Genomic DNA, 19,931 nt, shown 5'->3' with positions numbered 1-19,931 from the left:
TAATGATTGAATTAAAAAACATATCCAAAGTATTTTCAACAAAAAAAGGGACTGTTGAGGCTCTTAAGTCTACTTCCCTTAAAGTAGAAAAAGGCGAGGTATTTGGAATCATTGGGTATAGCGGCGCTGGTAAAAGCACATTGATTCGATGTGTAAATTTATTAGAAAAACCAACGACAGGAAATATCATTGTAAACGAACAAGACTTAACAACGTTATCGACAAAAGAACTAGCAAAAGCGAGACAAAAAATCGGAATGATCTTTCAAGGATTCAATTTACTTAAAACTGTTACCATCTATGAAAACATTGCATTACCTTTACGCCTTGCTGGCATTCCAAAAGCGGAAATTAAAAAAAGGGTAGAAAAATATTTACGCATTGTCGATCTTTTCAATCGAAAAGATGCTTATCCAAGTGAACTTTCTGGCGGTCAAAAACAGCGCGTTGCAATTGCACGTGCACTATCACATGAGCCTGAAGTGTTATTAAGTGATGAAGCAACGAGCGCTTTAGATCCAGAAACAACTGATTCTATTCTTGATTTGTTATTAAAGATTAACGAAGAAATTGGAATTACGATTTTACTCATTACACACGAAATGAACGTTATCCAACGTATATGCGACCGCGTTGCCGTTATGGAACATGGATCTGTAGTCGAAAGCGGGACTGTGAAAGATATTTTCACAAACCCACAACATGTAACAACGAAGAAATTTGTAAATAGCGCCTTTGCAGCTAAAATTCCAGAAGAGGTACAGAAAGAACTTCAGAATACTGGAGAAATTGTAACACTTTCATTTATTGGCACTACTTCAGGTGAACCTGCCTTAGCTGTTGCCACAAAACGTTTCCAAGTGTATCCGAATATTTTATCCGGTAATATTACGCAGTTAAAACATGAAGCATATGGGAAACTAGTCGTTCATATGCAAGGAGAACAAAATGAAATCCACCGTGCTTTATCATTTTTACAAGAACAAGGAATCATCGTAGAAGGAGGTAGAACAGATTATGGGAAACAAGTCCTTTTTGGATGAATGGGGTAAAGTCATATGGGAAGCCACAATTCAAACCTTTCAAATGACATCTATTTCATTACTCATCTCAATCCTTATTGCACTGCCACTTGGCGTCACACTTGTTTTAACGAGACCTGGTGGGCAGCGTGAAAATAAAATCATCTATCCTATTCTTAATACAATTATTAATATCATTCGCTCTCTTCCATTTATCATTCTATTATTCTTCATCTTACCTTTTACAAAGTTTCTAATGGGAACATCCATTGGCGTACAAGGTGTTATCGTACCGCTTGTCGTCTTCACAGCCCCTTATATCGCACGTTTAATGGAGACAGCTTTACTAGAAGTAGATCGCGGTGTCATTGAAGCCTACCAAGCGATGGGCATTTCTACTATAAAAATCATTTGGCACGTCATGGTTAAAGAAGCTCGTCCCTCCCTTGTACTTGGATCAACAATTGCAACGATTGGCTTAATCGGCGCAACAGCAATGGCTGGTCTTGTAGGTGCTGGCGGGCTAGGGGACTTAGCATATCGCTTCGGACATTTACGCTATGAACCTGAAGTAATGTATGCAACCGTCTTTATTCTAATTATCCTCGTTCAAGGATTACAGTCTTTAGGTAATGGGGTTGCACGAAGACTGAAGAAAGATTAAAAAAGAAGGTATCTCACCAGGGTGAGATACCTTCTTTTTATCTTTTAAATCCGCCTTCTGAATGAATAACTTGCCCCGTAATCCACTCAGCTTCTTCACTTACTAAAAATTTAATGAGTCTAGCTGCATCCTTTGGCTCACCAATTCTGCCAAAAGGAAACATTGGCTTTAACCCTTGTTTTATCTCTTCAGTCATCCATCCTGTATCGGTTGGTCCTGGATTAATTGCATTCACTGTTATTCCTAATTGAGCTACTTCTGCTGACAACGTACTAGTAAGAGCATCAATAGCTCCCTTCGTTGTCGCATAAGCTAGTTCTCCTGCCATAGGACCTTGAAATTGCCCCGAAGTCATATTAACAATTCTACCACCAGATTTCTTATCAAATCCTCGGGCAAATTGACTACTGAGCAATGTAGTCGCACGAATATTAACCATATAATGCTTATCTAATTCTTCAGCAGTCAACGTAGAGAAATCATTATTCGTAGAATATGCTGCATTATTAATTAATATATGAGGGTACCCTAATTGTTCAGTAACTTTATTTAAAAGCTCTTTCGGTGCATCATTCCGAGTTAAATCTAACTCCATGCTCAATACTCTAACACCTTTTTGTAATAGCTCTTCTTTTAATTGTATTTGTTCATTTTTATCAACGCCCCAAGGCATCTCTTTATCATAATCCGTCCAATACGTAAAAAATATATCGTATCCTGCTTCAGCTAATTCTTTACAAATCGCTGCTCCTATACCGTCTAGACGACTTACGCCTGTAACAACTGCTACTTTATTTTTTAATTGTTTCATCATATACTCCTCCAAGTTTAAAGGACGCATATTTTATATAAGAGATATAAATTTCCCCACCTAGACCTCTGTCCTTACAAAAGGGATGTACAAGCCAACTATGCAGTCCTTGCATGATTTACAAATAGCTAAATAAACCCTCACTTATGAGAGAAAAATTCATCTATCCAATTTCTAATCATTACAAGTTCATCCACATATCGAGTCCTTGTCTCCTTTCCATATATCTCTGTTTCTATCATACCAATATGATGTACTATTTCAAATGATAAAAAAATAAAAACCAATATTCCATTCCAAACTTCTATCGAATTTATTATATTATAATATAATAAATAATGGAAATAATCAGAAAAATACTGGTAAATATTGACTAACCTTCTTATAATAAAACGTGGGGCTAATGTGAGAATTTAGTTTTAAACAAATAGGGGGAAGAAATATGTCAAAAAAATTACTTTCTTTATTTTCTGCAGTAATCGTAGCAGCTTTTGTAATAACCGGCTGTGGTCAAAGCGATACGACAAATAAAGAACAAAAAGAGAATGCAACAAAAGAAAGCAAAACGGAAAAAACAGATACAACGAAAGAAAGTAAACCTACTGAAAAAAAATCCGAAGATAAAAAGCCTGAAAATACAGCTACTGGATCAAGCGACTACTCTAAGCTGATTTCCTATATGGAAAAAGAAACAGGTGGTAAAACAAAAGTTCTTTTTGAAAATAAAGAACCACAAGTCTATAAAGCTGAAGATGTTTCAGTATCAATGAATAGTTACACATTAGTTGAATTAAATGGATTCCATACAAACTTCGATATTCCGTTTAATCGTCAAACAGAAGGCGGAGTTATTCTTGTGAACTACAGCGTAAAAAATAGTTCAGCTAAAGATATTTATTATATGCCAGCATTGGACATGTCATTTACTGGCGCGCAGAAAGCATATAGTAACTATAAAGATTTAATTCCAAAAGAAGATCAGCTCCCAACTAAACTTGCTCCAACGAATGATTACTTAGTAAAAGCAGGAGAAACTATTTCTGGTTATATCGCTTATCCATTCGGAAAAGATGATCTAGCGAAAATTTCAAGTCTCTCAACAGTCTCAGTCACAGTCCCAACTGCACAAGCTAATAAAGGAAAATTTGATGCTCCAATCGGAAATCCTGGAAGCTTTTCATTAAGTTTAAACAAACAGGGTGCTGAAAAAGTTGCAACAGATAATACTTTCTACCAAGATAAAGCTACAGCTAATAACATGGGCGATAAAAAAATGTTAAAAGAGAAATCAAGTATTAATAACAACCAAGAATTAGGCGCTGTTAATGTTACATTAGACGGATACCAATTCACTCAATTCACACCAAATTCCGTCGAAGCTCCACGCTTTGCAAATTTTAAAAACGGTCTTGTTCTGTTAACAGTAAAATTCAAGCTTGATAACAAAGATGTTCAAGACGTTTCACTATCTCCTATAAGCTCTACATTAAGAGTGAATGATGGTACACAATATACGATTAATGAAGGTATGCTATTAAATTATGACTATAATGCTGCAGTTAAAACTGGAACATCTGGAGAGTTACTACAAGTATATATTTTAGATCAAGAGCAGTATGAAAAGATTTGGAAAGACAAAAGCTTTGAGATTGAGTTAGGACCTATGAGAAATAAAGAAGCTAAAGATATTTCACAAGGTAAAAAAGCTAAATTTACATTACCTAAATAATTTACTAAGTATATATTAGAAAAGGCATATAACATATGATTGTTATATGCCTTTTTCATTTTATAAAAACACCATTTTTGTTCACACTTTATCCGTTGTGAATCTTTTCACAATGGATATATAATAAACTTGTAAATACAATATTGGAGGGATTTCAATGATTATCAATTTTTTAAGAACTGATAAACGTGCTGCTTTCATATTATTACTTTTACGGCTTTACATAGGGTATAAATGGCTCGCTGCTGGGATAGGTAAAGTTTTCGGACAATCTTTTGATGCAAGTGGTTTTCTAAAGGGCGCTATCGCTCAAGCATCAGGTGACCATCCTGCAGTACAAAGTTGGTGGGCAGATTTTCTTCAACATTTTGTTCTTCCAAACGCAGACCTATTTAGCTTTTTAGTTCAATGGGGAGAAATTTTAGTAGGTCTAGGTTTAATTTTAGGCGGATTAACAAAAACAGCTGCATTTTTCGGAATCATAATGAATCTTTCATTTTTATTAAGCGGAACTGTTAGTGTAAACCCAAATCTGCTTATTTTAACTATGTTCATTTTAGTTGCAGGGCAAAACGCTGGACGTATTGGATTAGATGGCTATGTTTTCCCTAAACTTTTCCGTAAAAATAACCACGGAACATATAAATTAAGTAAAACTGCGTAGTAACAGTTTACTTTTAAAATATAAATAAGAAAAAGAGCCTGAGTATAGGCTCTTTTTCTTATTTATATTTTAAACTTTTAACGAGCCACGAAAACCTCTGGCAGCATAGTAAGAGTCTGCTCCATTGTGGTACACGAAAACATGTCCGAAGCGATAATCACAAAATAGAGCACCACCGAGTTCTCGAATATCTGAAGGTGTTTGTACCCAACTTGATGATTTCATGTCAAAATCCCCAAGTTGTTGCAATTCCCGATATTGTTCTTCCGTTAATAGTTCAATGCCCATAGCATTTGCAACATCAATAACATTATTTTCTGGTTTATGTTTTTTTCTTGATTCTAACGCTTCAAGATCATAACAAAGACTTCTGCGGCCTTTAGGACTCTCCTTTGAACAATCATAGAAAGTATATTCGTCCTTTTCTTCATCATAACCGACAACATCCGGCTCACCGCCAGTTACTTCCATTTCGTTAAGTGACCATAATTTTTCAGCATTAGCTTCTATCTTAGCTTCAACCTTAGCCCATTCAAGACCTTCATGGCGGTTCATATTTTTCTCAAAACGAGCTTGCAATACTTTCAATAACTCTTGACGTTTTTCTACTAGTAAGTCATTTTTATTTCCTGTCATATTAGTCCTCCCTGATGTGTGTACAGATATTAGTTTAAGTATATATTTTATAATAAATCATCTCAAGATGAAGACCGTTTCAGCCTTATGTCTTGTACAAACATCCATTATAAAGTTCTAAAACCCTCCATACTTTCTCCAAGAATATAGTGTGAAAACCACATCAAATTCTGCTTCATAATAGCTACATTCATTCCCGGCTGATTAGGACTATATGCCATTCCTTTAAATATAATTAATTCTGTATCCACTTCCATATCCATTAATCCTTGATATAGATCATATGCATTTGTAATTGGAATTCTTGCATCCTTTTCTCCATGCTGAATTAAGGTAGGCGTACAAGCTGATTCAATATACGTCATAGGTGATGTCTTCGTATATATCTCTGGATCATTCCATGGAGTATTTCCTAAATACATTCTAATAAAGTAAGGTATATCTGTATTTACATAATGGGTACTCCAGTTAGTGATTCCACCGCCAACTGAAATAGCTTTAAATCGACTACTAAATGTAGAACAGAAAGCTGATACATATCCACCGTTGCTCCATCCCATAACTCCTACTCTATCCTTGTCTACCATCCCTTTTTCTACTAGTTCATCCACTCCAGATATAACATCATCGTAGTCAGCAATCCCCTGTTTTCTATAGTTAGCTTTTAAAAATTCATTACCATAACCTGAACTTCCTCTGTAATTTGGTTCTAAAACGATAAAGCCTTTTTCAATAAACTGTTCAATCGGATATTTCTCATTGAAGCAGTCTGAAAATATCGGAAAAGACGCCCAAGCCGGACCGCCGTGAATTACTACTAATAAAGGATATTTTTTATTAGTATCAAACTCTACCGGCGTTGATAAAACACCTTCTATTTCAAGACCATCGCTACTTTTCCATGAGATGATTTCCCTGTTACTTCTAAGTTTCCCTTTGAAAAAGCTATTCTCATCCGTTATTTTTTTATCGTCTAAATAGATTTCAAAGGTTTCATTTGTTATTGCCTTATTGTAGGATATATATTTGCCATCCTTTGTTATAGAAGCATCCATTATAAAGCCATCTACTTTTTCGCTTAGTATTTCCACAGTTCCATCTTCAGCTAGCAACCCAATAAGATAATTCGTTTTATTCTGCCATCTAATTAAAATCCCTTTAGCTGTCCACTGTAATGGCATAACCGTACTATCAAAATCTGTTAAAGGTTGAATTAGCTCTCCATTATGAATATCATATATCTCTAACGTACTATCTTGTATATAGTTTCTATAGTAATCCCTCTCTCTTATGCTTGCTGAGTAACAAATTTTGCTGCCCTCTGGAGAAAAGCAAACACTCCCTCCCAACAATTTATCCACATTCAGCTTTTGTAGCTCTCCAGCTTTAATATGGAGTATGTATAGATCTCCATTTATATAATCTGCCATATTTGAGCTTGGTGTCGCCATAAATACAACCTTTTTACCATCATTTGAAATATCAAATTCATGGATATGAAAATCCTTACCATCAGTTAATCGATAAACAACTCTGTTCTCATGTTCATCTGTATCACTTTGTATCACCTTTTCTATTTCAATGTAATATAAACAATTATTCTGGTGTTCCTTACTTACATGATGGAAATCTCCATATAATTCCTTACGTTTCTTTATTTCCTCACATTCTTTTGACTGTGCAACATAATAAAAACCTTTGCCAGCAGGATCCCATTTGAATGTACTAATTCCTTCCTTCTCATCAGTAATTTGAACCTCGCTATAACTATCTAGCGACTTAACAAATATCTGATTTTTCCCATCACCAACTGGACTAAGATATGCGATACACTTAGCATCTGGAGACCATAATGGGTGTGTACTATCTATATCCCCATTTGATAATGGGTAACTCTGCTTCTTATCTTTTTCATATATCCATACATGATTCCTATATGTATTGTCTTTCCAATCAGCCGTCTTCTTTACAAATGCTACGTTTTTACCATCATCACTTATGTTTGTACTTGATAAGGTTGGTAATGAAATAATCTCTTCTATACTTAGATATGTTTTTTTAATCGTTTTCATCAATATCCCCCCCTGAAATGTCCATAAATCTCTCGTCTCTTTTTGTCGTAATCAAAGAAATTGTTCATGAATACTTAAAATAATAATGGAAAATTCAGATAAATAAAAGTGAATTTGATAAAGTAAAACTTTAATCTATAGGGTTCTATCCACTTACCAATTCTAGATGTTATTTTCCGACACAAAAATACCCCTTTAGATAAAATATCTAAAGGGGTACAAATTTGTAAATTTATTTTAAAGCTACAACTATATTTATTAACCTACCAATCTCCTACTCAACAGTAACAGACTTAGCTAAGTTACGTGGCTTATCAACGTCACACTCGCGGTGAAGTGCTGCGTAGTATGAGATAAGTTGTAATGGAATAACTGCTACTAGCGGTGCTAGTGCTTCGTGTACAGCTGGTAATACGAAGCTGTCACCTTCCATTTCTAAGCCTTTCATTGAGATGATACATGGGTTAGCACCGCGTGCTACTACTTCTTTCACGTTGCCGCGAATTCCAAGGTTTACGTGCTCTTGTGTAGCAAGTGCGATAACTGGTGTACCATTTTCGATTAAAGCGATTGTACCGTGTTTTAACTCTCCTCCAGCAAATCCTTCTGCTTGGATGTAAGAGATTTCTTTTAGTTTTAACGCACCTTCTAATCCTACGTAGAAGTCTACGCTACGTCCGATGAAGAAACAGTTACGCGTTGTCGCTAAAAATTGTTTTGCTAATGCGTCCATTTCTTCTTTTTGATCACAAAGTTCTATCATTGCATTTGCTACAAGTCCTAGTTCGTGTGTTAAATCGAAATCAAGAACTTCACCTTTTGCTTTAGCAATATCAGCTGCTAAAATTGAAAGTACTGCAAGCTGTGCTGTGTAAGCTTTCGTTGATGCAACTGCAATTTCTGGTCCAGCATATAACGGAAGTGTATAATCAGCTTCACGAGAAAGAGTAGAACCAGGCACGTTTGTAATTGTTAATGCTTTATGACCCATTTCATTTGTTTGTACAAGTACTGCACGGCTATCAGCAGTTTCACCACTTTGTGAAATGTAAATGAAGAATGGTCTTTCTGTTAATAATGGCATGTTGTAAGAGAATTCACTTGCTACATGCACTTCAACTGGCATTTTTGCAAACTTCTCGATAAATTGTTTTCCAACAAGACCTGCATGATAGCTCGTTCCACATGCAATGATGTAAATACGATCGCTATCTAAAATCGCATTGCGAATGTCTTGATTTAATTCAATCTCGCCATTTTCATCTTGATACTTTTGAATTATATTACGGATTACAAGTGGTTGCTCATCGATTTCTTTAAGCATGAAGTGAGGATATGTTCCCTTTTCAATATCACTTGCGTCTAATTCCGCTGTAAACGGTGCACGTTCAATCGTTTCACCTTGTAAGTTTTTAATTGTAATACTTTCTTTCGTTACGATTACGATTTCTTTATCCATTAACTCAATAAATTGATCTGTAACTTGTAACATCGCCATAGCGTCGCTTGCCACAACATTAAAGTTGTCACCAACACCTACTAATAGCGGGCTTTTGTTTTTAGCAACATAAATCATGTTTGGATTTTCAGCATCAAGTAATCCGATTGCATAAGAGCCATGTAAAAGAGATAGCGTATTACGGAACGCTTCTTCTACACTTAATCCTGTGCTCACTTGTTGTTCCATAAGCTGTACGATAATCTCTGTATCTGTTTCACTTACGAACGTTACATCTTGTAAATATTCCTTTTTCACTAATTCATAGTTTTCAATTACACCGTTATGAACTAGTGTAAAGCGTTTTGATGTACTTTGATGCGGATGCGCGTTTACTTTACTTGGAACACCGTGTGTAGCCCAGCGTGTGTGTCCGATACCTACGCTTGCTGCTACGTTCTCATCTACGATTTCACGAAGTTTTGCGATACGGCCTTTTTCTTTGTATACAACAACACCGTTCTCTGCTTGTACTGCAATACCTGCTGAATCATATCCACGATATTCTAGCTTTTCTAAACCTTTTAATAAAATTTCCTTTGCATCTTGCTCTCCAATAAATCCTACGATTCCACACATGTTTAGTCGCCGTTACAAATGCTTACACTGCTCTGCGAACATGTAACGACATAGTCCGATACCATTTTTATTTATACTAAAAAAACGGATTACATATTGCTAGCCCTGTAAGCTTGTAACGGCTTTCACCTTCCTCTCGATTGGGTTTAAGTCCGTATATACTTATACAGCTAGTTTTCATCCGTTCCTCTTCTCTCATCACACTTTCACCTTTGTCCACTAAGTCACCTTAATGATTTAAGTAAAAGTTTGCGGTTGTGATGAACAACCGGGAGTCATCCGCCGAAATCTCGATAAACCCCACCTCGTCAACTACACTATTTGTAGTTCTGGCGCTTTTATAATTTACAATATTTCCTTTGAGAAAAAGAACAAGACCATCTTATAACAAACATGGATAAACCGTCAATGAAATTTTTTTCATCGTCTATAAAACATATGAAAAAGGAGCACTTTTTGTGCTCCTTTTTCATATAAATTCAGCTAATTACTCAGCGCCAACTTCGGCTTTCACAACTTCTACAATGCGATGTACATATGCATCACAAACTTCTTGTGTTGGTGCTTCTGCCATTACACGAATAAGTGGCTCTGTTCCAGATGGACGAACAAGAATACGGCCATCACCGTTCATTTCTTCCTCTACAACACGAATAATTTCTTTAATTTTTTCATTTTCTAATGCTAATTTTTTATCTGTTACACGAACGTTTACTAGCAATTGTGGGAATTTCGTCATTTCTCCTGCAAGCTCAGATAATGGTTTTTTCGTCATTTTCATGATGTTTACAAGTTGAAGTGCACTTAACATTCCGTCACCAGTTGTAATGTAATCAAGTAAGATAATATGGCCTGATTGTTCTCCACCTAAGTTGTAACCACCGCGTTTCATCTCTTCCATTACATAGCGGTCACCAACTGCTGTTTTATCACTTGTAATATTGTTTGCTTCAAGTGCTTTGTAGAAACCTAAGTTACTCATAACAGTTGAAACAACTGTATTATGTTTTAATTGACCAGTTTCTTTCATGTACTTCGCACAAATAAACATAATTTGATCACCGTCAACGATGTTTCCTTTTTCGTCTACAGCAATTAAACGGTCGCCATCGCCATCAAAAGCAAGTCCGATATCCGCACCTTTTTCTTTTACCAATTCAGCTAAGCCTTCTGGATGTGTAGATCCTACACCCTCGTTAATATTCATACCGTTTGGAGAAGTTCCCATTGTTGAAATATCAGCTTCTAGGTCTGCAAATAAGTATGGAGCTAGAGAAGAAGTTGCACCATGTGCACAATCTAAAGCGATATGTAGGCCAGAGAAATCTTCTTCAACAGTTTGTTTAATGTACTGTAAATATTTTTGTCCACCTTCAAAGTAATCGCTCACTTGTCCAAGATTAGTACCTGTCGGACGTGGTAGTTCATCAACTTCTTTGTCTAATAAAGCTTCAATCTCAGCTTCTTGCTCATCTGTTAATTTAAAGCCGTCTGAACCAAAGAATTTAATACCGTTATCTTGTACTGGATTATGAGATGCAGAAATCATAACACCTGCTTGTGCATCTAGTGCTTTTGTTAAATAAGCAACACCCGGTGTAGAAATAACGCCAAGGCGCATTACTTCTGCTCCAGTTGATAATAGACCTGCTACTAAAGCTCCTTCTAACATATGGCCAGATACACGTGTATCACGACCGATAATTACTTTTGGACGATCTGTATCTTTTGTTAATACATAACCACCAAAACGCCCAATTTTGAAAGCTAATTCAGGTGTTAACTCCTTATTTGCAACTCCACGTACTCCATCTGTACCAAAATATTTACCCATTATGATTCGCTCCTTTTTCTTGCTCTTTTTGATTATGGTTATCTACCGTTGGTTCTTGACTATTTTCTTTATCTTGATTTTGATTATTTTCCTGTTCCGTTTCTTTTTCTTGATTGGATTCAGGATTTTTTGGCTTCTCATTTTGATTTTCTTGATTGGTGTTTGAATCCGGTTGTTGACCGTTACCCTGTACTTCTTTATCTGGTTTTTCTTTCTTTACAATAGTAACTTTAGCACTTTTTTGTTTTGGCTCTATTGAAATATTACCAGGACCACTCACTTGAATAGAAATATCTTTCGTCCCTGAAGATACATTTTGCAAATTAATTACCGCTGTGATTTGGGCAGCTGTTATTTTATCTACTATACTTGCTTCTCCTGAAATATCAACACTTATCTTTCCATCTTGCGGCGAAATTAGCTGAGCCGTAACATCTTTAGAAAGTCCATTTTTTTGGATTGGGATGCCATCAATCGTTTTTGTTTTCGTTTGTTTTGTTTTTTGCACTCCCACTGAAACCTTCACTTGATTCGGTTTTGCACTGGTTACACCCTTGGGTAATAAAACAGAGGCATCGAATGTTGTAGACTCTGTCAATTGACTAAGATCTACTTCGACCCCCTCTAGCGATTGTATATTATCCAAAATATCTTTTGGACCAGCTATCGTTACCTCTCTCGGCTCGACACTGATATTTGTAACTGCCAATCCTTCTGCTAAACTCCCCTTCTTCGTATACGTTACAGGAACAGTTTTTTCAGTATTATTGGCTGTAGTTTGCGTTGCCACATTCAACGTTACACTAATTTTAGATGGACTTGTTCTTACATTTAAACGTTTTCCTTCTTTATTGTATAATGTAACTTCGGGCGTTTTTGTAACAGTTTTATTAACACCTTTTAAATCAACATACGCTTTGGCAGATGAAATGCTTTCAATTTCTTCTTTCGTCCCAACTACCTCAACAGTATCCGGTTTAATGCTTGATTTTTCGAGAGTAGCCCCCGCTGGCATTTGATCCTCATTTGATAATTTCAAATCTACATGAACATATTTTCTCGCCTTTTCATGAAGAGTAACTTTAATTGTTGATGGCTGAACTGTTCCTTTCACATCGTCTGGAAGCCCGTTCGTTTTTAAAGAAATCTCATAAGTTCCTTTTGGACTATCTCGCAGATCAATTGGTATGTCAAATTGTTTTTTTGCTTTTGCTGTAGCAACTGATGCTTTTGGGCCTTCTAACTTCACCTTCACGCCCTCTGCTGGAATACCACTTACAATATATTTCTCCTCATCATACTTAAGATTAATCTCATAATTAGTTAATGTTTCTTTCGTATCATTTGCAAAAGGTAATATACCTGATGTCGTATTTTTCTCAGTTAACGTCGCTGACATAAAAAGCATACACGCCAATAGTAATGAGATCCCTTTTAAAAACCAATGATTCTCCATTAACTTATCCATGACGCTTTCTCCTCCAATTCCATAAAGACGAAGAAGTCGTTTTTTCGTTCCCACTAAATTCAGCTAATAACATATCCTTCAGCTGTTCTGTCTTCAAATCACGATGCAACTTACCATTTTTCGTTAAAGAAATTTGACCAGTTTCTTCAGACACAACTACTGTAATACTATCAGTAACTTCACTAACTCCCATTGCAGCACGATGTCTAGTTCCTAATTCTTTAGAAATAAACGGACTTTCTGATAATGGAAGATAGCATGCTGCTGCTTTAATTGTACTTCCTTGCATAATTACCGCTCCGTCATGAAGAGGTGTATTTGGAATAAAAATATTAATAAGTAATTCCGATGATACGTTTGCATTCAGCGGAATACCCGTTTCCACATAATCACCCATACCGGTCTCTTTTGACAAAGTAATTAATGCACCTATTCTACGTTTCCCCATATATTCGGTTGCTTTTGCTATCGCTGTTGCAACCATTTCAGGTTCATCATCCTCATGCGGTCCAACACGCGAAAATAAACTCCCGCGCCCTAGCTGCTCAAGTGCTCTTCGCAATTCTGGCTGAAAGATAATAATAACGGCTAAAAATCCCCATGTTAATACTTGTTCAGTTAGCCAAGATAACGTATGCAATTCAAGGAAAATACTAATCATCTTAACGACAATGATAACTGTAATCCCTTTTAAAAGTTGAACAGCTTTCGTCCCTCGGATTATGAGAATCAGCTTATATATAATAAACCATACAATGGCAATATCTAATGCCGTACTAAGATATTTCAAAATGGTCGTATCTTCAAAAGGCATGCTATCCCTTCCTCCTACTTACGAGCAATTCTATCCATATATTGAAATATTGTTTTATGCTCTATCTGTATGTATTTCCAACAACTAGTTAATTATACCATACATGAAACAAACGACAATTACAAACAACCCCCTTTAGCTCAAATTGGTAAGATGTCAAACATTTTTATCTTACAGTATAATATAAATCATTATTATACGCCTATTTTCAAATAAAAAAAGCAACTTCTCAGTTGCTTTTCTTACATTTATTTTAGTTTTTCACCGAATAAAGAACCCATTAAAGCAACTGCTGTTGTTGCCGTTCTATTTCTCTCATCTAAAATCGTATTTACCTCAACAAATTCAGCAGATGTGATAATATCCGCTTCTGCTAACATTTCCATCGCCAAGTGACTTTCACGATAAGATAGACCACCAATTACAGGCGTCCCAACACCTGGTGCATCATGAGGATCAAGACCATCTAAATCTAATGATAAGTGTACACCATCAGTATGAGATAAATATGCGATTGTTTCTTCCATAACAGCCGTCATCCCCATACGATCAATTTCATGCATTGAGAACACTTTAATACCTTCATTGCGAATGAAATCTTTTTCTCCTTCATCCAATGCACGCGCACCGATAATTACGACATTCTCTTTTTTCACCTTTGGATATGCTCCATATAAATCTACAAGTGAAGAATGTCCATAACCTAAACTTGCTGCAAGTGACATACCGTGAATATTTCCAGATGGTGAAGTTTCCTCTGTATTTAAATCACCGTGTGCATCATACCAAATAACACCTAAGTTTTTATAATGTTTTGCTACACCAGCTAATGTACCGATAGCAATACTATGGTCACCACCTAATACAAGTGGAAAACGACCTTCTTCTATAATATGATCCACCTTACTTGCTAATTCATTACATACAGTTGCAACTTGTGTAAGGTTTCTTAATTTTGTATTTTCATCTATCTCTTTTTCTCTCTCTATACGTATATCTCCCATATCTTTAACGTCATATCCAATTTCTTCAATTCTTTCAATTACCCCTGCATAACGGATTGCGCTCGGTCCCATATCAACGCCACGACGCATCTGCCCTAAATCCATTGGAACTCCAATAACTGAGATTTCTTTTTTCATAGATAGTATCCCCCTTCTGTGCCTTCACTAAATATTTTAAATCTTTTATATAGTCTGACTCAACTCGACATTTTTCTGTATGGATATACAAATTATTCACTTATATTCACGTTCAAAATCAAATTTCAAGACTATTCTATGTATAAAGTTAACTTAATGAAACAATCACAATCACTATTATTAAATAATAATAAAAAAACACCCCTACATTTAGAAGTGTTTTTCTGACGCTATTTTCCATACTGTTGCAATATTCTTCGTTGTCATTTCAATATTTTCTTCTGCTACTCTATATGCTTCTTCTAGTGTCATCGGTCTCGTTGTAATACTAAATACCGCATCTATTCCTTTCTCGTACACGGCTGAATAATCAGATGATACAGACCCTCCAATGGCAATTACAGGCACAGAAAAACGTTTCGCACGCCCCGCAACACCAACAGGAGCCTTCCCATATGCAGTTTGTTCATCTATTCTACCTTCACCAGTTATAATGAGGTCTGCATCTTCTATATGTTTATCGAAATTTGTATAATCCAATACAATTTCAATGCCCCTTCGCAAGTCTCCCTTTAGCACTGAAATAACAGCCGCCCCCATTCCTCCTGCTGCCCCTGCACCAGGTATTTCAGATACATCAGAAGATACATATCTTTTAAGGATATTCGCATAATGTTTTAAATTCTCATCTAGCTCTTTCATCATCTCTATATTCGCACCCTTTTGTCTCCCAAATACGAAAGATGCTCCCTGCATTCCGACTAATGGATTATCCACATCACATGCCGCTTCTATCTTTACCCCCTTTAAGCGTGGGTCCATTTGTGAAAAATCAATAGCAACAATCGAATGTAACGTACCTCCAGATGGATCTATTACTTCACCCTTATCATTTATAAATCTTACTCCTAAAGCTGCTAACATGCCTGCCCCACCATCATTTGTAGCACTTCCTCCAAGTCCTAAAATTATGTACTCCGCCCCTTGATTTAGCGCATGTAATATAAGTTCTCCTGTTCCTTTTGTCGTTGTAATAAGTGGGTTTCGCTTTTCAACTGGAACGTGCTGTAATCCTGATGCTGCTGCCATTTCAATAAACGCTGTCTTTTTATCTTTAGACACGCCATAAAAAGCTTGCACACTTTCTCTAAGCGGTCCTGTCACACTAATTGATATAATTCTCCCCCCTGTAGCATCAACAAGCGATTCAACCGTCCCTTCTCCTCCATCTCCAATTGGTATTTTCACATACTTTGCATTAGGAAAAATTGCTCTAAAACCTCTTTCAATAGCTTCACATACTTCTATAGCTTTTAGGCTTTCTTTATATGAATCAGATGCAATAACAACTTTCACAATTATCCCCCATCCCTTATTTTTACGTTTTCTTCATTTTAAACGATAAATATAAAAGTTGTCTTTTTAAACACAAAAAAGCTTACATCATATGATGTAAGCTTTTTCTATTTAGATGGAGCCTAGCGGGATCGAACCGCTGACCTCCTGCGTGCAAGGCAGGCGCTCTCCCAGCTGAGCTAAGGCCCCTTAGTAATAAAGCGGAAGACGGGATTCGAACCCGCGACCCCAACCTTGGCAAGGTTGTATTCTACCACTGAACTACTTCCGCGAAAATGGTGAGCCATGAAGGATTCGAACCTTCGACCCTCTGATTAAAAGTCAGATGCTCTACCAACTGAGCTAATGGCTCGTAAATGGCTGGGCTAGCTGGATTCGAACCAGCGCATGACGGAGTCAAAGTCCGTTGCCTTACCGCTTGGCTATAGCCCATTAATATTTACTAGTATGGTTATCTTCTCAAAAAAATAAACCCTTTCAGGTTATTTTTAAGAAAATGGTGGAGGGGGGCAGATTCGAACTGCCGAACCCGAAGGAGCGGATTTACAGTCCGCCGCGTTTAGCCACTTCGCTACCCCTCCGACATTTAAACATATATGGTGGAGGATGACGGGATCGAACCGCCGACCCCCTGCTTGTAAGGCAGGTGCTCTCCCAGCTGAGCTAATCCTCCAAAAGTGGTGACCCGTACGGGATTCGAACCCGTGTTACCGCCGTGAAAGGGCGGTGTCTTAACCACTTGACCAACGGGCCAAAAATTTAAAAACTTTTCCAAGCTTCCAACCGGGCTTGAACCGGTGACCTCTTCCTTACCATGGAAGTACTCTACCAGCTGAGCTATGGAAGCATAATGGCTCCGCAGGTAGGAATCGAACCTACGACCGATCGGTTAACAGCCGATAGCTCTACCGCTGAGCTACTGCGGAATAATACAAGCCTGGCAACGTCCTACTCTCACAGGGACAAGGTCCCAACTACCATCGGCGCTAGAGAGCTTAACTTCCGTGTTCGGTATGGGAACGGGTGTGACCTCTCTGCCATCATTACCAGACTGTATTCATTTAAGACAAGAATTATTGTAACTCATTTAACTTCTAAAGTCAACAAGTTTTTTATATTCTTTCAAAACTAGATAACATTGCTTCATATTATATGGTTAAGTCCTCGATCTATTAGTATTCGTCAGCTCCACATGTCACCATGCTTCCACCTCGAACCTATCAACCTGATCATCTTTCAGGGATCTTACTAGCTTACGCTATGGGAAATCTCATCTTGAGGGGGGCTTCATGCTTAGATGCTTTCAGCACTTATCCCTTCCGCACATAGCTACCCAGCTATGCCCTTGGCAGAACAACTGGTACACCAGCGGTGCGTCCATCCCGGTCCTCTCGTACTAAGGACAGCTCCTCTCAAATTTCCTACGCCCACGACGGATAGGGACCGAACTGTCTCACGACGTTCTGAACCCAGCTCGCGTACCGCTTTAATGGGCGAACAGCCCAACCCTTGGGACCGACTACAGCCCCAGGATGCGATGAGCCGACATCGAGGTGCCAAACCTCCCCGTCGATGTGGACTCTTGGGGGAGATAAGCCTGTTATCCCCGGGGTAGCTTTTATCCGTTGAGCGATGGCCCTTCCATGCGGAACCACCGGATCACTAAGCCCGACTTTCGTCCCTGCTCGACTTGTAGGTCTCGCAGTCAAGCTCCCTTATGCCTTTGCACTCTACGAATGATTTCCAACCATTCTGAGGGAACCTTTGGGCGCCTCCGTTACACTTTAGGAGGCGACCGCCCCAGTCAAACTGCCCACCTGACACTGTCTCCCGGGTCGATAAGACCCGTAGGTTAGAATTTCAATACAGTCAGGGCGGTATCCCACCAGCGCCTCCACCGAAGCTAGCGCTCCGGTTTCAATGGCTCCCGCCTATCCTGTACAAACTGTACCAAAATTCAATATCAGGCTACAGTAAAGCTCCACGGGGTCTTTCCGTCCTGTCGCGGGTAACCTGCATCTTCACAGGTACTATAATTTCACCGAGTCTCTGGTTGAGACAGTGCCCAAATCGTTACACCTTTCGTGCGGGTCGGAACTTACCCGACAAGGAATTTCGCTACCTTAGGACCGTTATAGTTACGGCCGCCGTTTACTGGGGCTTCAGTTCAGAGCTTCGCTTACGCTAACCCCTCTCCTTAACCTTCCAGCACCGGGCAGGTGTCACCCCCTATACTTCGCCTTACGGCTTCGCAGAGAGCTGTGTTTTTGCTAAACAGTCGCTTGGGCCTATTCACTGCGGCTTTCCGTTAAGAAAGCACCCCTTCTCCCGAAGTTACGGGGTCATTTTGCCGAGTTCCTTAACCAGAGTTCTCTCGCACACCTTAGGATTCTCTCCTCGCCTACCTGTGTCGGTTTGCGGTACAGGCACCTTTTATCTCGCTAGAAGCTTTTCTTGGCAGCGGGGAATCAAAGACTTCGCTCCATAAGGAGCTTCCCCATCACAGCTCAGCCTTCACGATAAGCGGATTTGCCTACTTATCAGCCTAACTGCTTGGACGTGCACAACCAATCGCACGCTTCTTCTATCCTTCTGCGTCCCTCCATTGCTCAAACGATAAAGAGGTGGTACAGGAATATCAACCTGTTGTCCATCGCCTACGCCTGTCGGCCTCGGCTTAGGTCCTGACTAACCCTGAGCGGACGAGCCTTCCTCAGGAAACCTTAGGCATTCGGTGGACGGGATTCTCACCCGTCTTTCGCTACTCATACCGGCATTCTCACTTCTAAGCGCTCCACCAGTCCTTCCGGTCTGACTTCACTGCACTTAGAACGCTCCCCTACCACTGATACCATTGGTATCAATTCGCAGCTTCGGTGGTGTATTTAGCCCCGGTACATTTTCGGCGCAGAGTCACTCGACTAGTGAGCTATTACGCACTCTTTAAATGGTGGCTGCTTCTAAGCCAACATCCTAGTTGTCTAAGCAACTCCACATCCTTTTCCACTTAATACACACTTTGGGACCTTAGCTGGCGATCTGGGCTGTTTCCCTCTTGACTACGGATCTTATCACTCGCAGTCTGACTCCTAAGGATAAGTCATTGGCATTCGGAGTTTGACTGAATTCGGTAATCCGATGAGGACCCCTAGTTCAATCAGTGCTCTACCTCCAAGACTCTTACACTTAAGGCTAGCCCTAAAGCTATTTCGGGGAGAACCAGCTATCTCCAGGTTCGATTGGAATTTCTCCGCTACCCACACCTCATCCCCGCACTTTTCAACGTGCGTGGGTTCGGGCCTCCATTCAGTGTTACCTGAACTTCACCCTGGACATGGGTAGATCACCTGGTTTCGGGTCTACGACCACGTACTAAACGCCCTATTCAGACTCGCTTTCGCTGCGGCTCCGCCTCTTCAGCTTAACCTTGCACGGGATCGTAACTCGCCGGTTCATTCTACAAAAGGCACGCCATCACCCATTAACGGGCTCTGACTATTTGTAGGCACACGGTTTCAGGATCTCTTTCACTCCCCTTCCGGGGTGCTTTTCACCTTTCCCTCACGGTACTGGTTCACTATCGATCACTAGGGAGTATTTAGCCTTGGGAGATGGTCCTCCCAGATTCCGACGGAATTTCAC

At 38.7% G+C, this 19,931-nt stretch carries 13 protein-coding genes, 9 tRNA genes, 2 rRNA genes and 1 pseudogene (1 of these 25 cut by a window edge); 4 read left to right on the top strand and 21 right to left on the bottom strand.

What is annotated here, in order from left to right:
* Window positions 1–2: 2 nt before the first annotated feature.
* Both N2V79_RS00985 and N2V79_RS00980 read left to right on the top strand, forming a co-directional pair.
* Window positions 3–1,043 carry a methionine ABC transporter ATP-binding protein gene (locus tag N2V79_RS00985; protein ID WP_016084002.1) on the top strand — a complete coding sequence of 347 codons (1,041 nt, stop codon included), beginning with the start codon at window positions 3–5 and terminating at the stop codon, window positions 1,041–1,043.
* Window positions 1,018–1,686, top strand: a complete 669-nt coding sequence (locus tag N2V79_RS00980; RefSeq protein ID WP_340719522.1) for a methionine ABC transporter permease — start codon at window positions 1,018–1,020, stop codon at window positions 1,684–1,686. Before N2V79_RS00985 ends, N2V79_RS00980 begins: the two co-directional genes overlap by 26 nt.
* A gap of 37 nt (window positions 1,687–1,723) precedes the next feature.
* On the opposite strand, the gene N2V79_RS00975 is transcribed toward N2V79_RS00980, so the two are convergent.
* Window positions 1,724–2,500 (bottom strand): SDR family oxidoreductase, encoded by a 777-nt coding sequence (locus N2V79_RS00975; RefSeq protein WP_340719521.1) that lies wholly within the window; start codon window positions 2,498–2,500, stop codon window positions 1,724–1,726.
* A 439-nt stretch (window positions 2,501–2,939) separates the two neighbouring features.
* Here N2V79_RS00975 and N2V79_RS00970 point away from each other — a divergent pair, with 439 nt between their 5' ends.
* Both N2V79_RS00970 and N2V79_RS00965 read left to right on the top strand, forming a co-directional pair.
* Window positions 2,940–4,226 carry a DUF5068 domain-containing protein gene (locus N2V79_RS00970; protein WP_053565442.1) on the top strand — a complete coding sequence of 429 codons (1,287 nt, stop codon included), beginning with the start codon at window positions 2,940–2,942 and terminating at the stop codon, window positions 4,224–4,226.
* Between the two features lie 157 nt (window positions 4,227–4,383).
* Window positions 4,384–4,890 carry a DoxX family membrane protein gene (locus tag N2V79_RS00965; protein ID WP_064531583.1) on the top strand — a complete coding sequence of 169 codons (507 nt, stop codon included), beginning with the start codon at window positions 4,384–4,386 and terminating at the stop codon, window positions 4,888–4,890.
* A 69-nt stretch (window positions 4,891–4,959) separates the two neighbouring features.
* Here N2V79_RS00965 and N2V79_RS00960 read toward each other — a convergent pair whose 3' ends face one another.
* From N2V79_RS00960 to N2V79_RS00865, 20 genes and pseudogenes are all read right to left on the bottom strand, one after another.
* Window positions 4,960–5,526 (bottom strand): DUF4256 domain-containing protein, encoded by a 567-nt coding sequence (locus tag N2V79_RS00960; RefSeq protein ID WP_000147403.1) that lies wholly within the window; start codon window positions 5,524–5,526, stop codon window positions 4,960–4,962.
* Window positions 5,527–5,633: 107 nt separating this feature from the next.
* Window positions 5,634–7,598, bottom strand: coding sequence for a S9 family peptidase (locus N2V79_RS00955; RefSeq protein ID WP_200458787.1), 1,965 nt, complete (start codon window positions 7,596–7,598; stop codon window positions 5,634–5,636).
* Window positions 7,599–7,872: 274 nt separating this feature from the next.
* A complete protein-coding gene (gene glmS, locus N2V79_RS00950; RefSeq protein ID WP_000334155.1) occupies window positions 7,873–9,675 on the bottom strand; it encodes a glutamine--fructose-6-phosphate transaminase (isomerizing) in 1,803 nt (600 codons plus the stop codon).
* A 12-nt stretch (window positions 9,676–9,687) separates the two neighbouring features.
* A pseudogene (locus tag N2V79_RS00945) lies at window positions 9,688–9,874 on the bottom strand (hypothetical protein).
* Window positions 9,875–10,162: 288 nt separating this feature from the next.
* On the bottom strand, window positions 10,163–11,509 hold the full coding sequence (glmM, locus tag N2V79_RS00940; RefSeq protein WP_000521476.1) for a phosphoglucosamine mutase: 1,347 nt from the start codon (window positions 11,507–11,509) through the stop codon (window positions 10,163–10,165).
* The gene (locus N2V79_RS00935) at window positions 11,502–12,977 is read right to left on the bottom strand and encodes a CdaR family protein (protein ID WP_340719520.1); all 1,476 of its coding nucleotides are present in this window, start codon (window positions 12,975–12,977) and stop codon (window positions 11,502–11,504) included. Before N2V79_RS00935 ends, glmM begins: the two co-directional genes overlap by 8 nt.
* The gene (gene cdaA / locus N2V79_RS00930) at window positions 12,970–13,791 is read right to left on the bottom strand and encodes a diadenylate cyclase CdaA (protein WP_001115694.1); all 822 of its coding nucleotides are present in this window, start codon (window positions 13,789–13,791) and stop codon (window positions 12,970–12,972) included. The genes N2V79_RS00935 and cdaA overlap by 8 nt, the downstream gene beginning before the upstream one ends.
* A 248-nt stretch (window positions 13,792–14,039) precedes the next feature.
* Window positions 14,040–14,933: an arginase gene (gene rocF / locus N2V79_RS00925; protein WP_000711574.1), complete on the bottom strand. Its 894-nt coding sequence runs from the start codon at window positions 14,931–14,933 to the stop codon at window positions 14,040–14,042.
* A 210-nt stretch (window positions 14,934–15,143) separates the two neighbouring features.
* Entirely contained in the window at window positions 15,144–16,289 is a 1,146-nt protein-coding gene (locus tag N2V79_RS00920) for a glycerate kinase (protein ID WP_086422769.1), read from the bottom strand.
* A 116-nt stretch (window positions 16,290–16,405) separates the two neighbouring features.
* A tRNA-Ala gene (locus N2V79_RS00915) sits at window positions 16,406–16,478 on the bottom strand.
* Window positions 16,479–16,488: 10 nt separating this feature from the next.
* Window positions 16,489–16,560 (bottom strand) — tRNA-Gly (locus tag N2V79_RS00910).
* A 5-nt stretch (window positions 16,561–16,565) separates the two neighbouring features.
* Window positions 16,566–16,641 (bottom strand) — tRNA-Lys (locus N2V79_RS00905).
* A gap of 5 nt (window positions 16,642–16,646) precedes the next feature.
* Window positions 16,647–16,721 (bottom strand) — tRNA-Gln (locus N2V79_RS00900).
* A gap of 65 nt (window positions 16,722–16,786) precedes the next feature.
* Window positions 16,787–16,870: transfer RNA gene (locus N2V79_RS00895), tRNA-Tyr, on the bottom strand.
* A gap of 16 nt (window positions 16,871–16,886) precedes the next feature.
* Window positions 16,887–16,962 (bottom strand) — tRNA-Val (locus tag N2V79_RS00890).
* Between the two features lie 5 nt (window positions 16,963–16,967).
* Window positions 16,968–17,042 (bottom strand) — tRNA-Glu (locus N2V79_RS00885).
* A gap of 21 nt (window positions 17,043–17,063) precedes the next feature.
* Window positions 17,064–17,136 (bottom strand) — tRNA-Thr (locus N2V79_RS00880).
* Window positions 17,137–17,140: 4 nt separating this feature from the next.
* Window positions 17,141–17,215: transfer RNA gene (locus tag N2V79_RS00875), tRNA-Asn, on the bottom strand.
* A 9-nt stretch (window positions 17,216–17,224) separates the two neighbouring features.
* Window positions 17,225–17,340, bottom strand: a 5S ribosomal RNA gene (gene rrf / locus N2V79_RS00870).
* 101 nt (window positions 17,341–17,441) lie between these two features.
* A 23S ribosomal RNA gene (locus N2V79_RS00865) occupies window positions 17,442–19,931 on the bottom strand; it runs 432 nt beyond the window's last position.

The organism is Bacillus sp. CH_70 (assembly GCF_038007045.1).
Lineage (GTDB): Bacteria > Bacillota > Bacilli > Bacillales > Bacillaceae_G > Bacillus_A > Bacillus_A cereus.
This window is presented reverse-complemented; position numbering and strand designations above follow the sequence as displayed.

Bases quoted from the DNA above. Each gene is read 5' to 3' on its own strand.
- N2V79_RS00985 (WP_016084002.1), top strand. From the start codon at position 3: ATGATTGAATTAAAAAACATATCCAAAGTATTTTCAACAAAAAAAGGG.
- N2V79_RS00980 (WP_340719522.1), top strand. From the start codon at position 1,018: ATGGGAAACAAGTCCTTTTTGGATGAATGGGGTAAAGTCATATGGGAA.
- N2V79_RS00975 (WP_340719521.1), bottom strand. From the start codon at position 2,500: ATGATGAAACAATTAAAAAATAAAGTAGCAGTTGTTACAGGCGTAAGT.
- N2V79_RS00970 (WP_053565442.1), top strand. From the start codon at position 2,940: ATGTCAAAAAAATTACTTTCTTTATTTTCTGCAGTAATCGTAGCAGCT.
- N2V79_RS00965 (WP_064531583.1), top strand. From the start codon at position 4,384: ATGATTATCAATTTTTTAAGAACTGATAAACGTGCTGCTTTCATATTA.
- N2V79_RS00960 (WP_000147403.1), bottom strand. From the start codon at position 5,526: ATGACAGGAAATAAAAATGACTTACTAGTAGAAAAACGTCAAGAGTTA.
- N2V79_RS00955 (WP_200458787.1), bottom strand. From the start codon at position 7,598: ATGAAAACGATTAAAAAAACATATCTAAGTATAGAAGAGATTATTTCA.
- glmS (WP_000334155.1), bottom strand. From the start codon at position 9,675: ATGTGTGGAATCGTAGGATTTATTGGAGAGCAAGATGCAAAGGAAATT.
- glmM (WP_000521476.1), bottom strand. From the start codon at position 11,509: ATGGGTAAATATTTTGGTACAGATGGAGTACGTGGAGTTGCAAATAAG.
- N2V79_RS00935 (WP_340719520.1), bottom strand. From the start codon at position 12,977: ATGGATAAGTTAATGGAGAATCATTGGTTTTTAAAAGGGATCTCATTA.
- cdaA (WP_001115694.1), bottom strand. From the start codon at position 13,791: ATGCCTTTTGAAGATACGACCATTTTGAAATATCTTAGTACGGCATTA.
- rocF (WP_000711574.1), bottom strand. From the start codon at position 14,933: ATGAAAAAAGAAATCTCAGTTATTGGAGTTCCAATGGATTTAGGGCAG.